This window comes from Mycobacterium shunyiense (genome assembly GCF_058270075.1).
Map to the genome: position 1 here is coordinate 41084 of NZ_JBZDPU010000040.1, position 14302 is coordinate 55385.

At 64.2% G+C, this 14302-nt stretch carries 6 protein-coding genes; 4 read left to right on the forward strand and 2 right to left on the reverse strand.

Features of this window, described 5'->3' with window-relative positions; genetic code table 11:
* Positions 1 to 23: 23 nt before the first annotated feature.
* On the reverse strand, positions 24 to 842 hold the full coding sequence (locus AC4ELH_RS30565; RefSeq protein WP_064884556.1) for a GAP family protein: 819 nt from the start codon (positions 840 to 842) through the stop codon (positions 24 to 26).
* 453 nt (positions 843 to 1295) lie between these two features.
* The gene (gene pks2 / locus AC4ELH_RS30570) at positions 1296 to 7568 is read right to left on the reverse strand and encodes a sulfolipid-1 biosynthesis phthioceranic/hydroxyphthioceranic acid synthase (protein ID WP_498889490.1); all 6273 of its coding nucleotides are present in this window, start codon (positions 7566 to 7568) and stop codon (positions 1296 to 1298) included.
* 461 nt (positions 7569 to 8029) lie between these two features.
* On the opposite strand from pks2, the gene AC4ELH_RS30575 reads away from it, so the two are divergent.
* From AC4ELH_RS30575 to AC4ELH_RS30590, 4 genes are all read left to right on the forward strand, one after another.
* Positions 8030 to 9766, forward strand: coding sequence for an AMP-binding protein (locus tag AC4ELH_RS30575; protein WP_498888532.1), 1737 nt, complete (start codon positions 8030 to 8032; stop codon positions 9764 to 9766).
* 22 nt (positions 9767 to 9788) lie between these two features.
* Entirely contained in the window at positions 9789 to 10586 is a 798-nt protein-coding gene (locus AC4ELH_RS30580) for an alpha/beta fold hydrolase (RefSeq protein WP_498888534.1), read from the forward strand.
* Positions 10587 to 10949: 363 nt separating this feature from the next.
* The gene (locus AC4ELH_RS30585) at positions 10950 to 11369 is read left to right on the forward strand and encodes an MmpS family transport accessory protein (protein ID WP_064884913.1); all 420 of its coding nucleotides are present in this window, start codon (positions 10950 to 10952) and stop codon (positions 11367 to 11369) included.
* Positions 11366 to 14284, forward strand: a complete 2919-nt coding sequence (locus AC4ELH_RS30590; protein ID WP_064884562.1) for an MMPL/RND family transporter — start codon at positions 11366 to 11368, stop codon at positions 14282 to 14284. The genes AC4ELH_RS30585 and AC4ELH_RS30590 overlap by 4 nt, the downstream gene beginning before the upstream one ends.
* The last annotated feature ends 18 nt before the right edge of the window (positions 14285 to 14302 follow it).

Genomic DNA, 14302 nt, shown 5'->3' on the forward strand with positions numbered 1-14302 from the left:
GAGAATACCGAGCCGCCGCAATCTCAGAGGCCTCCCATGCCCCTGGCCATGAGTGACAACCCCACAACGGCGAGGATGGCCGCGACGAACTTTCGGCGGTGGGTGTGTGCCCATTCGTGCAATCGACGGAGTACCGCTTGAGTTCTCGCCGGTGCGACGACGTTGCTGATGAGGATGAACTCCTCCACGAGCAGTACGCCGAAGACGAAGGCGATCAGCGCGATCAACTGGACTTCGAACGAGGCACCCGAGGCGACGACGATGGCGAGCGCGAACAGAATCCCGTCGAGCGGCGGGACCACGATGACCCCGATGACGAACGGGATCCAGGGGGAGCCGTTCTGCCAGGCTTCGCGAAATCGTCCGATCAACCGCCGTGATTTCGGATCAGCATCGCCGTCGGAATCGGCTGGGGTGGAGTACAACAGCCGGGTGATGGCCGGCGGTGCGCCCGAGTCGTCCACGAGTGTCGAGGTGGCGCCGGCGCCGTCTCCTGCCACCCTCCGATGACTGCCCACGGCGACCGGTTTGCGCATCAATCCGCGGGCCACCATGAACGCGGCGATCGCCAGGAGCAGGACCCCTATGCCGATGGTGATGCGCTGCGTGAGCGGGTCGGCGGTGGGATGAGCGAATTTTCTCGCGAACGCGGACGACGCCGGAGTGGAGTGGAGCACGATCAGCGGAATGACGAGGCTGGCCATTCCGATCAGCACTGCGCCGGCCCAGTAGGCGAGCAGATTCTGCACGGGCCGCGGACGCGAGAGCACCAAGAGGATGATTCCGAGGCGTACCGGATTGATGGTGGTCAAAAGCGCTAGTACTACCAACGAGCCCCACATGACCGGAATCCTACCTTGGTTGTTATTTGCTGTTTGGGTTCTTGAAACTTCATCCTGTCTATTCCGAGCTCGATTGGCCATGCGAATCCATGGGGCTGCGCAAGTTGTGATGTGTGGTTCCTCTCGGCTGCGCGCGCCCCTCGGGATCGGCTCCCGTCGCTCTCGGTGCTATTCTGCTGTTCTTCCCCGCTCTTTCAGCAACGTGTACTCCAAATTGACTGCTACATAGTCTATTTAAGCCACTTTGTGCACGTGTCCACTGAATCGTGAAGTGGTCGATACCGAACGGCTCGGGGGCTCCCGCGGACCGAGTAAGCGAGCGTTGACGGACGTGTCCGACCCACCTCAAGGGGTTCGGCCCCAGGCTTCGTGGGCCGCTGGGCGCAGCGATTCATATGCCGGTTGCAGAATTTGCTGTAGAGAATCTGGCTCAACCGCTTCCCGCCCGGCATGTCAGGCAGCCCCTGCGGGCAGGAGTTTTTCGCACAGCAGGTCTGCCAAGCCGTGTACGGTCGTGATCCCTGTTGCCGAGATGCGTATTCCGGTTTCGTTCTCGATGCGGGTTCGTAATTCGAGTGCTCCCAGTGAATCCATGCCGTACTCAGAGAGCGGGCGGTCCGGGTCCACACTGCGCCGCAGGATCACGCTCACCTGATCGGAGATGACGTGCCGCAACTTGCCTGCCCACTCTTCCGGGGGAAGCTCGTCGAGCTCGGCGTGCAGCTTGCTTGTGCCCGTTGAACTGTGGCCGGTCGACCGGAATGCCTCGGCGAACGGGCTGCGTTCGGCGAACAAGCTCAGCCACGGCGCGCCGATGATCGGCGCGTAGCCGGTGTACGCCCGGTCGTGGCGCAGCAGTGCTTCGAACGCATACGCACCTTCGTCGGGCGCGATGGCGATGCCGGCGTTCTCGGCCAGCGCGGTGCCGCGGCCAATCTGCCCCCACGCCCCCCAGGCGATGGCGGTGCCCGGTAACCCCTTGGACCGGCGCCACAAGCTGAACGCGTCCAGCCAGCTGTTGGCCGCGGCGTAGGCTCCCTGCCCGGGGGACCCCACCAGTGCTGCCGCCGACGAGAACGAACAGAACCAGTCCAAAGGCTGGTCGGCGGTCGCGGTGTGGAGATTCCACGCGCCGTAGACCTTTGGTGCCCAGTCCCGCTCGATGAGCTCGTCGGTGATGTTGGTCAGCGCGGCATCCTCGATCACGCCGGCTGCGTGCAACACCCCCCGCACCGGGAGCCCGTCGGCGGTTGCGACTGCCACCAATCGTTCCGCGGTACTCGGTTCGGCGATGTCGCCGCACTCGACCAGTACGTCGACGCCGGTCGCGCGAATGCGATCAATGATCTTCGATGCCGGTTCGCTCGGTTGTGATCGAGAGGACAGCACGATACGTCCGCACCCGTTGGCCGCCATTCTCTCGGCCATGAACAATCCGAGGCCTCCGAGACCACCGGTGACGATGTATGCGCCGTCCGGCCGGTACACCCGCACCTGAGACGGCGGAACCACAAGGCGGGTGGAGCCGGTATGCGGGATGTCGAGCACGAGCTTGCCGGTGTGTTGTGCACCGCTCATCATCCGGATGGCGGTGGCCGCATCGGCGAGCGGATAGCGGGTGAACTCGGGCCTCGGCAGGTCGCCTTCGGCGGTCAGCAGATACACGGTGGACAGCAGTTCCCGTAGTTGATCCGGGTGGCTGACGGACATCAGCGCCAGGTCGACGGCGTAGAACGACAGGTTGCGCCGGAAGGGGAAGAGCCCCAACCGGGTGTCGCCGTAGATGTCCCGCTTGCCGATCTCCACGAATCGCCCACCGAATGCAAGCAATTCGAGCCCGGCGCGCTGTGCGGCACCGGTCACCGAATTGAGCACGATGTCCACCCCGTATCCCTGGGTGTCCAGGCGAATCCGATCGGCGAACTCCAGGGTCCGCGAGTCGTAGACATGCTCAACGCCCATGTCCCGCAGCAACTGCCGGCGCTGCTCACTGCCGGCCGTGGCGAAGATCTCCGCGCCGGCGGCGCGGGCGATGGCCATGGCGGCCTGGCCGACCCCGCCGGTCGCCGAGTGGATCAGCACCTTGTCGCCCGCCTTGATCCGGGCCATGTCATTGAGGCCGTAATAGGCGGTCGCGGTCGCGATGGTCAATGCCGCTGCCTCGGCGTCGGACAACCCGGCCGGCAAGGTGGCGGCCAGGCGCGCGTCACAGGTGACGAACGTACCCCAACAGCCCTCGGCACACAGACCGCCGACGTGGTCACCGACCTTGTGGTCGGTGACACCGAGTCCGACTGCGGTCACCACCCCCGCAAAGTCGATGCCGAGCTGGGGAAGCCGGCCGTCAAAGGCGGGATAGCGGCCGAAAGCGACCAGCACATCGGCGAAGTTGATGCTGGAGGCCGTGACTGCGACCTCGATCTGTCCCGGCCCCGGCGGAACATGTTCGCAGGCTACGAGTTCCATCGACTCCAGGTCCCCTGGCGTGCGGATCTGCAGCCGCATCCGGTCGCGTTCGTGATGGGCGATGGTGGTCTGCCGCTCCTCGGGACGCAGCGGGGCAAGGCACAGCCTGGCCGTGTACCAGCGCCCGTTGCGCCATGCTGTCTCGTCCTCATCGGATCCGCTGAGCAGCTGTGCGCCCAACTGCTCCACGTCGACGGTCTGGTCCACATCGATCTGCGTGGCGGCCAGATGCGGGTGTTCGGTGCCGATGACCCGGATCAGGCCGCGAAGTTCGGCTTGATCCAGATTTGCCACATCTCCGGCCACCACCGTCTGCGCGTTACGGGTCACGACGTACAGGCGGGGCAGTTCGCCGCTTATCTCCGGCAATTCGCGGGTCATATGGACCAGATGACGAACGTATTCACGACCCAAAAACGGTGACTGCTCGGCATGTTCACCCTCATTCGGCGCGGTCACGATGACCACCCCGGTGAAGCGGCCGGCCCGTAGATGATTGCCGAGTTGCTCGCAGGTGAGTGAGTCATCGGCCTGGTTGGGCCAACTCATGCTGGTGCACAGTGCGCCACGATCTTTCAGGATGTCGCACAGCTTGTCGGCAACCACGTCCGGGCCCGCGGCGGCGCTGATCACCAGCCATGAACCGGCGTCGGCGTACTGCACCTCCGGCAATTCCCGCTGACGCCATTCGACGGCGAGCAGTCTCTCGCTGAAAACCTGGTCGTCGCGTGTGCCGGCGGACGCGCCGGCGCCCAGGCGCAAACCCTGCACACTCAGCAGCACAGTGCCATCGGTGTCCAGAACGTCGATGTCGGCCTCGATGCCCGTGGCGTCAGCGGCGGTCAACCGCGTATAGCAGTAGCGCGCGTTGCGGGCCGGGCCGTACGTGCGCAACCTTCGGACCCCCAGCGGCAGGCCGAGCACGTCTCCGCCGAGCGCTTGGACATCGGGGTGAGCCTCGACCGATTGGAAACAAGCATCGAGCAGCGCCGGATGTACCCCGTAGGCATCCTGCTGTGAGCGGATCGAACGGGGGAGCGCCACCTCGGCGAGCACCGTGCGCGCCTCTGCCTCGCCGGTGTACACGGTGACGAGACCGGCGAATGCCGGGCCGTACTGAATGCCATGCTGACCCACCCGATTACGCACCTCGGAGCCATCCTCGTCGCAGGGATGGGCCGTCAGGATCGCGGAAATGTCATAGCTGGGCGGAATCTCATCCGCCGCGGCCCGCAGGACAGCCGTTGCATGCCGCGTCTGCTGGCCCTCCTCGTCGGTTTCCACAGTGAAGTCGGCGACGCCGGGAGCCGATACCGTTGCCGATGCGCCGATCACCGTCTGTTCGTCCAGCAGCAATGCCTGCTCGAACCGGATGTCGCGAACTTCGGAGACCTCACCGATCACGGTTTCGGCGGCAGCCAGCGCCATCTCGCAGTACGCGGCACCGGGGAGCACCGCGACCGAGCGAACCTGGTGATCTTCGAGCCACGGTTGGGCTCCGGTGCCGACATCGGACTGCCACACATAGCGTTCCGGTTCCTCGTGCAACCGGACGTTGGCACCCAACAGCGGATGCACCGCGATGGTGCAACCGCCGTGGGTCGGGGCTTCCTGGCCACCGCCGCTGAGCCACAGCCGGCGGTGCGTCCAGGTCGGCAGCGGTGCGTCCACCAGCTGTCCACTCGGGCACAGCACCGAGAAGTCGACCTCGGCGCCGGCACTGTGAAGGTCGACCAGGAGCCCGCGTAGCCCCTTCGGCATCGGTTGCTGACGACGCATCGCGGCCAGAGCGGCCATCGGTGTCTCGCGGCCGGCGGCGGTCTGCTCCAAGGCTCGGGTGAGCAGCGGATGCGGCGAAAGCTCGGCGAAGACCCGGTGGCCGTCCTCCAGTGCAGCTTGTACCGCGGTGGCGAAACGCACCATCTTGCGCATGTTGGTCACCCAGTACTGGGCATCGCACACCGGCTGCTCCCGCGGATCGAACAGGGTCGCCGAATAGAACGGGATCTCCGGCGTCATCGGCTTGAGATCCGCGAGGGCCTCGGTGAGATCGCTGACGATCGGTTCCACCTGGGGCGAATGGAAGGCCACGTCGACAGGAACTTCGCGAGCCATGATGCCACGTTGTTCCCAGTCGGCCACCAGGTCTCGCACTGTCTGCGTGGTGCCGGCGACGACAGTGGACTTCGGCGAAGCGACAACCGCCACCACAACGTCGTTGATGCCGCGGCCCGTCAACTCCGAAAGCACCTGTTTGGCCGGAAGTTCCACGGCCGCAGTCGCGCCCTTGCCGGCGATCCGGGACATCAGCCGGGACCGGCGGCAGATGAGTCGCAGCCCGTCCTCCAGAGAGAGCGCCCCGGCGACGACAGCGGCTGCGCCTTCGCCCAGGGAGTGGCCGATGACGGCCCCGGGGTGCACCCCATGCGCCCTCATGGTGGCTGCCATGGCGACTTGCATGGTGAACAACGTCGGCTGCAACCGGCCCTGGCCGGTCACGATCTCCGCCGACGACATCGCCTCGGTCACAGAGAATCCCGACTCTGCCGCAATGATCGGTTCGGCCTGCGCCACGATGGCGGCGAACACAGGTTCGGTCGCCAGCAGATCGGCGCCCATTCCTGCCCATTGCGAACCCTGACCGGAGAACACCCACACCGGTCCTCGGTCGTCGCGCCCCACTGCGGCTTGATAGGGGGTGTCACCCTCGGCGACCTCGCGCAAGCCGGCAACAAGTTCCGGTCGGCTCCCGGCACTGACGGCGGTGCGTACCGGCCGGTGTACGCGGCGGCAGGCCAAGGTGTAGGCCAGATCCGTCAAGGCGACATCGCTGTGGGCTTCCACCCAGTCGGCCAGCCGGCCTGCTGTGCGACGCAGCTCTTCGGCCGAGGTGGATGACAATGGGAACAGCAAGGACGCAGCAGACGGGCCCGTCGCGGATTCCCGGAGTGGTGCGGGTGCCTGCTCGACGATCGCGTGGACATTGGTACCCGAGAGCCCATAGGAGGACACCGCCGCGCGCCGAGGGTGGTGCCCGTTGGTGCACCACGGTGTTGTCTCCTGCGGCACAAACAGATTGGTCGGAATCGCGGCGAGTTTGTCCGGCAGGCGGGTGAAATGGAGGTTCTGCGGAACCTCGCCGTGCTGCACGGCGAGGACCGCCTTCATCAGCCCCACGGCACCCGAGGCCGCCTGCGCATGTCCGAGGTTGGTCTTGACCGACGCGAGTGCGCAGGGACCGTCGATGCCGTAAACCTTGGCCAGGCTGGCGTATTCGATGGGGTCGCCCACCGGTGTCCCGGTGCCGTGCGCCTCGACCATTCCGACGGTCCCGGGATCCACCCCCGCTGCGGCCAGGGCCGCCCGATAGACCGCGGTCTGGGCGGCATCCGACGGCGTTGCGATATTCACGGTGTGGCCGTCTTGATTGGCGGCTGTGCCACGTACGACCGCCAGGATACGGTCGCCGTCCCGAACGGCGTCGGCCAATCGTTTGAGCAAGACCACGACACAGCCTTCACCACTTACGAACCCGTCGGCTGCGATATCGAAGGCGTGGCAGTGCCCGGTCGCCGACAGCATGCCCTCGGCCGAACCGGAAGCGAACTTGCGCGGATCCAATGCCAATGTGGCGCCGCCCGCAAGGGCGAAATCGCTCTCCCCCTCGTGCAGGCTTCGACACGCCAGGTGTACTGCCGTCAGGCCCGAGGAGCATGCCGTGTCGACCGTGAGTGCAGGGCCGTGCACCCCGAGCGCGTAGGCGATCCGACCGGATGCCAGGCTGAAGTTGTTGCCGCTGAAGCCATATGCGGCTTCGAGGACCTGAGCGTCAGCTGCCAGCATCTGGTAATCGGCGTGTGTCATTCCGACGAACACACCTGTCAGTGAATCGGCAAGCGCATCCCGCGTGAGTCCGGCGTGCTCCATCGCCTCCCAGGCGGTCTCCAGCAACAGCCGCTGCTGCGGATCGAGTGCGGCACTTTCACGTTCGTTGATGCCGAAGAACTCTGCGTCGAAGCCGGCAACGTCGTCGAGGAACGCACCCCACTTCGACACCGACCGGCCGGGCACTCCTGGCTCAGGGTCGTAGTATTCGTCGGCGTCCCAGCGGTCCGGCGGAACCTCGGTCACCAGGTCATCGCCCCGGATCAAGGCCTCCCACAGACGCTCGGGGGAGTCGATGCCGCCCGGGAGCCGGCAGGACATGCCGATGATGGCAACCGGGGTGACGTGTGCGGCGGGCACGTGGGCGGTGCCGATTCCGGACTCCGATCCCGGAAGCCCCCCGTGCACTATTTCGGATGCATTCAATTCGCACTCCTCCCGGCAAGCCTTTCCGCGGATCGTCCGCGATGAGACCAGAAACCTGCATTCGAACGCCGAGCCGCAGAATTTGATCGCCGGTAGCGAGCGTCCATTAGCGGCTCAACGCCCGTCGCGGGCGCTCACAAACGTTAACAGTATGTTCGCTGCGCAAAGTTGTCTCGCGATCTGTTCGATCCGCAGGTGAGATGTAGGCGATTTCAACTACTTCGGGGTCTTTTGCCTGCTCAAGCCCTAACAGTCAAGATCAGGGCCGTTTCGCCGCTTTCGCGGCACTGTTTCGCTCACTTTGGCCGGTTGGCGCGGAATGACGTGGATGTGATTCATAAGGCTACTCAAATTTAGTTTGCTGGCTGATCCGGATATCTCGGCGCGCTTACCGCGATACCCTGACTCCCGTGGGCGAGGCATCCATTTTGACGTTGTTGCAGGAGCGGGCGGGTCTGCAGGGCGACGACACGGCGATGACGTTTGTTGACTATGAACATAATTCCGAGGGGTCGGCAGAGAGCCTGACGTACTCGCAGCTGTACCGGCGTGCGTGCAACGTGGCGCGGGCGCTCGGCGGCTTCGGCTCACCCGGCGACCGCGCCCTCATCCTTGCGCCACAGGGGTTGGACTACATCGTCGCCTTCTACGGCGCGCTACAGGCGGGCCGGATCGCCGTTCCGTTGGCGGTTCCCATGGGAGGTGTCAGCGATGAGCGGGTCAGCTCGGTGCTGCAAGATGCGGAGCCCACGGTGATCCTGACCACCTCCGCGGTCTCCGGTGCAGTCACCGACTACCTCAGGGCCAATTCCCTGGCCGCACCGGCGATCGTCGAGGTCGACACCCTGGATCTCGACGCTGCAGGCGGGCTGGCATCACACAGCGAAAATCCCACGGATACCGCGTATTTGCAGTACACATCCGGGTCGACCCGGCAGCCGGCCGGGGTCATGATGTCGCACCGAAACCTCTTGGCCAACTTCGAACAGCTGATGTCCGGTTACTTCGCCGACTTCGGAAATGTCGTCCCAGAGGGCTCGGCCATCGTGTCGTGGCTGCCCTTCTATCACGACATGGGTTTGTACCTCGGAGTCTGCGGGCCGGTGCTGGCAGGAGTCCCCGCCGTCCTGATGAGCCCGGTGGCATTCCTGCAACGCCCCGCACGGTGGATGCAGATGCTCGCGACCAACGGCCGTACCTACACGGCTGCACCGAACTTCGCGTTCGAACTGGCGGTGCGCAAGACGTCGGACGCGGACATGGCCGGGCTCGATCTCTCTCAGATTCTTGTCATCATCACTGGTAGCGAGCGGGTTCACCCCGCAACGCTCGAGCGCTTCACCCAGCGCTTCGCCAAATTCAACCTGGACCCCGCGGTGATACGGCCTTCCTACGGGATGGCCGAGGCCACGGTGTACATTGCAACCCGCGAAGCGGGCGAACCGCCGGCGATCGTGCGTTTCGAATCCGAAACGCTGACTGCCGGCACCGCGCAGCGCTGTGAGACCGGAACGGGCACCCCGCTGGTCAGTTACGGCAGCCCGGTCTCGCCGACGATCAGGATCGTCGACCCCGAGACCAACGCCGAGTGTCCGCCCGGAACCGTCGGGGAGATCTGGGTATACGGCGACAACGTCGCAAGCGGCTACTGGAACAGGCCGGATGCAACCGAGTCGACCTTCGGTGCGAGGATTGCCGCTCCGGCGGTGGTTACGCCCGAAGGCCCGTGGCTGCGCACCGGGGATTCGGGATTCATTTTCGACGACGAGTTGTACGTCATCGGCCGGATCAAGGATCTGCTGATCGTGTACGGGCGTAATCACTCTCCCGATGACATCGAGGCGACCATCCAGGAGATCAGCCGGGGCCGGTGTGCGGCCATCGCAGTCCCGGACGGCGCTACCGAAAAGTTGGTCGTCATCATCGAATTCAGGAAGCCGTCGGAATCGGTCGATGGACCGGCCGAGCAAATCTCGGCGGTCAAGCGTGATGTCACCTCGGCCATCTTCAACACCCACAGTCTGGGAGTGGCCGACCTTGTTCTGGTGCCTCCAGGTTCTATCCCGATCACCACGAGCGGCAAGGTCCGGCGTGCGGCCTGTGTCGATCAGTACCGGCAGGGCGAATTCGCCAGGCTGGACGCGTGAGTGCCTGTTCGGGGAATGGAACGTGAACCTTGCCTACGCCGATCACGGCGGCGACGGGGAGCCAGTGTTGTTCATCGCCGGTCAGGGCGGGGTAGGGTGGACCTGGGATCTCCATCAAGTACCCGCATTCCGCGCCGCCGGATATCGGGTGATCACGTTCGACAACAGAGGAGTGGGCGCGACGTCGGACGCCGAGGGCTTCAGCTCGGCGACAATGGTTGCTGACACGGCCGAGCTGATCGAGCGACTCGATCTTGGACCCGTCCGGGTGGTGGCGGTCTCGATGGGCTCATATATCGCACAGGAATTGATGCTGTCCCGTCCCGAACTGATACGGCAGGCCGCATTGATGGCAACCCGGGCCCGTCACGACCGCACGCGGGAATTCTTCCGTACCGCCGAAGAGGATTTGGCCGGTGCCGGGGTGCGGTTGCCGGCCACCTATGATGCGAAACTACGCTTGCTTGAGAGCTTTTCACCGAGAACGCTGAATGATGAGGAAGCCGTACGTGACTGGATCGACATGTTCACCAGGTGGCCGGCGAAGGTGACACCAGGTATTCGCGCTCAATATGGCGTCGCGCCGCGAAGCGATCGGCGACCCGCCTACCGTACGATCACCACCGACGTCCTCGTCATCGGATTTGCCGACGATCTCGTGATGCCGCCGTACCTGGGAGCAGAGGTGGCAGATGCGTTGCCCAACGGGCGATATCTCGAAATCGCCGATACCGGACACCTCGGTTTTCTGGAGCGGCCGAACGTCGTAAACGAGGTAATTCTGGACTTCTTCCTGGTTGGCGCCTGCGGACGTGCGTAGAAATCGCGAAATGACCCCGACCCACAGCTGTCCCGCAGCGATTGCTCAGAGATGCGAGACTATTAGCTGCGTTAAATTCCGTTCCCACTTCGACGGTGTGCGATATGGATTACGATCCCGTATCACCTTGGGAATGGGCCGATATGGAGGTGGCCTGAATGATCTACTTGTCAGGTTCGAACTGTCCTGCCCGAGCTACCGTGTGTCTGCCGTGACCACAGCGCCCGGCTGGGTTCGAATGCCAACCGCATCAGTGTTGCCGATGCCTCGCCGAGGATCGCGGTCGATGTACTTCGCCGGCTCCTGTGGCGTGGATGGTCCGGACTAGACCGCGGATTCAGGGGGTACTTGAACGTGGGGGTTCTGAAGCGGGTTTGGATTCCGCTGTTGATATTGGTGGTCCTGGGTGCAGGAGGATTCACCGTCCTTCGGCTGCACAAGGTTTTCGGTTCCGAGACCCGCCCTGCTTATGCCGACACCGAGCTTGAGGAGCGCAAGCCCTACGACCCCAAGCAGCTGGTGTACGAGGTATTCGGCCCACCTGGGACGGTCGCCAACATCAGCTATTTCGACGTCGACGCCGAGCCGCAGTTCGTCGAAGGTGCAAGCCTGCCATGGTCATTGAAGTTCCCGATGAGCGAGGCCACCTCGATGGTCAACGTCATCGCGCAGGGCGACAGCGACAGAATCGGCTGCCGCATCATCATCGATGACAAGGTGAAGTCGGAAAGAGTCGAGAACGGCGAAAGTGCCTTCACCTACTGCCTTCTGAAGGCCGCATGAGCAGCCCGACGGCGAGCCCGAATCCGAACCCGACGGAGAGTCCGACGCCAGGGGCCAAACCGCCGTTCATCGCGAGGATGATCCGCACACTCGCGGTCCCGATCATCCTCGGCTGGGTGGTGATCGCATATGTCCTGAGCGCCGTCGTACCTCCGCTGGAGCAAGTGGAGAAGGAGCACTCCGTATCGCTGATCCCCGGCGACGCGCCGTCGTTCGAGGCGGTCCAACGCATGGGGAGGAACTTCCACGAAGCCACCTCGAACAGCGCGGCGATCATCGTGCTCGAGGGGGAGCAACCACTCGGCGATGAGGCGCACCGCTACTACAACGATCTGATCCGCCAGCTGAAAGCCGATCCGGCCCACATTCAGCATGTGCAGGATTTCTGGGGCGACCCGCTCATGGCCGGCGCGGCCCAGAGTGCCGACAACAAGGCCGTATACGTCCAGATGGGTCTCGCGGGCGATCTCGGCCAGCCGCTGTCGAACGAGTCCCTGGAAGTGGTCCGCGGCATCGTCGACCGCAGTTCACCTCCACCGGGGGTCAAGGCCTACGTCACCGGGCCGGCAGCGATGGTCGCCGACCTGAGCGCGAGTGGCAACAAGACCGTTCTGCTGGTGACGGGTCTGAGCCTTGCAGTGATCCTGACGATGCTGCTGTTCTTCTTCCGCTCGATCTTCACGGCCGTGATCCTGCTGTTCCTGGTGGGTATCCAATTACAGGTGGCCCGAGGTGTGGTGGCCCTTCTCGGCGATCAAGGGCTCATCGGCCTGTCCACCTATGCAGTCAACCTTCTGGTGACTCTCGGCATCGCGGCCGGAACCGACTACGGAATCTTCTTCGTCGGGCGCTACCAAGAGGCACGGCAGGCGGGCGAAGACCGAGAGTTGTCCTTCTACACCACGTATCGCAGCGTCGGCAAGGTGGTGTTGGCCTCCGGTCTGACCATCGCCGGCGCCGTTTTCTGTCTCAGCTTCACCCGGTTGCCCTACTTTCGGACCCTCGGCATCCCGTGTGCCCTCGGCATGATGGTGGCGGTGGCGGTGGCGCTGACGCTGATCCCGGCGGTTCTTGCGCTGGGCAGCCGATTCGGCCTGTTCGAGCCCAAGCGCAAGATCATCGCCCGGCGATGGCGCCGCATCGGCACGGCGATCGTCCGCTGGCCTGCGCCCATCCTCGTCGCCGCCTGCGCGGTGTCACTGATCGGCTTGTTGGCGCTGCCCGCCTACCAGGCCGGCTACAACGACCAGAAGTATCTGCCCAAGGACATACCCGCCAATGCCGGGTATGAGGCCGCCGGCCGGCATTTTCAGCAATCGCTGATGGCCTCGCCCGACGTGTTGCTGGTCGAGGCCGACCACGACATGCGAAACGCATCCGATTTTCTGGTGCTGAACAAGCTGACCAAGGGCGTGCTCGCCGTTCCCGGGGTGGCCCGCGTGCAGGCCGCGACCCGGCCGGAGGGTATTCCCCTCAAGCACACCACGATTCCGTTCATCATCAGCTCCTCGAATGCCGGCCAACTGCAGCTCTTGCCGTTCCAGAAGGCCCGCATGAACGACTTGCTCACCCAGGCCGACGAGATCTCGAAGACCATCGCCACGATGCAGCGCATGTACGGGCTCATGCAGCAACTCGCGCTCACGACCAACAGCCTGGTGGGCAAGACACACGAGCTCGAAGACACCACGCTCGAGTTGCGCGACCACATGGCGGATTTCGACGACTTCTGGCGCCCCGTCCGCAATTACCTGTACTGGGAACCACACTGCTTCAACATCCCGCTGTGCTGGTCCATCAAATCGCTTTTCGAGGCACTCGACGGTGTCGACAAGCTCACCGTCTCCATGCACCAGCTGATCGGCAACCTCGATCAACTCAACCTGCTCATGCCGCAGATGATCGCCCAGTTCCCGGCGATGATCGCCACCATGGAGAGCACCCGGACCATGATGCTGTCGATGCGCAGCACCATGGCCGGAATCCTGGCTCAGATGGACGAGATGTCCGATGGCGCAACGGCTATGGGCCGCGCCTTCGACGACGCCCAGAACGACGATTCCTTCTACATCCCGCCTGATGTGTTCAAGAACGCGGACTTCAAGCGAGTCATGGACGTGTTCCTGTCGCCGGATGGGAAGACGGCGCGTCTGCTCATCTCCCAGCGAGGGGATCCGGCCACCCCCGAAGGCATTTCGCGGGTCGAACCGATCCGAACCGCGGCCGAGGAGGCGCTCAAGGGAACACCGTTGGAGAACGCCCGGCTCTATCTCACCGGCAGCTCGGCGATGGCCAAAGATCAGGTGGACGGGTCGACCTACGACCTGCTGATCGCCGGAATCGCCGCACTGTGCCTGATCTTCATCATCATGCTGATCATGATCCGGAGTCTGGTCGCCGCGATGGTGATCGTGGGAACGGTCGCGCTGTCCCTCGGTGCGGCTTTCGGCCTGTCAGTCCTGATCTGGCAGCACATTCTCGGCATCCAGCTGAACTGGATCGTGCTCGCGATCGCCCTCATCATCCTGTTGGCGGTCGGCTCCGACTACAACCTGTTGTTGGTGTCCCGGATGAAAGAGGAGATCCCGGCGGGCATCAACACGGGCATCATTCGCGCGATGGCCGGCAGCGGCAAGGTCGTGACAATCGCCGGCTTGGTGTTCGCCTCGACCATGCTGGCGATGTTGGCCAGCGACGTGCGCACCATCGGCCAGGTCGGTTCGACCATCGGCATCGGTCTGCTCTTCGACACCTTGGTCGTACGTGCGTTCATGACGCCGTCCATCGCGGCTCTGCTGGGCCGGTGGTTCTGGTGGCCGTTACATGTCCGGCAGCGACCGGCCAGCGCGCTGCTGAGGCCCATCGGGCCCCGACCGCTGGTCCGCTCCCTGCTGCTCAACCCCGATGAACGCTGATCGTGGCGCGCAACGGTC

Excerpts from the sequence above, each read along its gene's own strand:
- AC4ELH_RS30590 (WP_064884562.1), top strand. The coding sequence starts at position 11,366 with ATGAGCAGCCCGACGGCGAGCCCGAATCCGAACCCGACGGAGAGTCCG.
- AC4ELH_RS30565 (WP_064884556.1), bottom strand. The coding sequence starts at position 842 with ATGTGGGGCTCGTTGGTAGTACTAGCGCTTTTGACCACCATCAATCCG.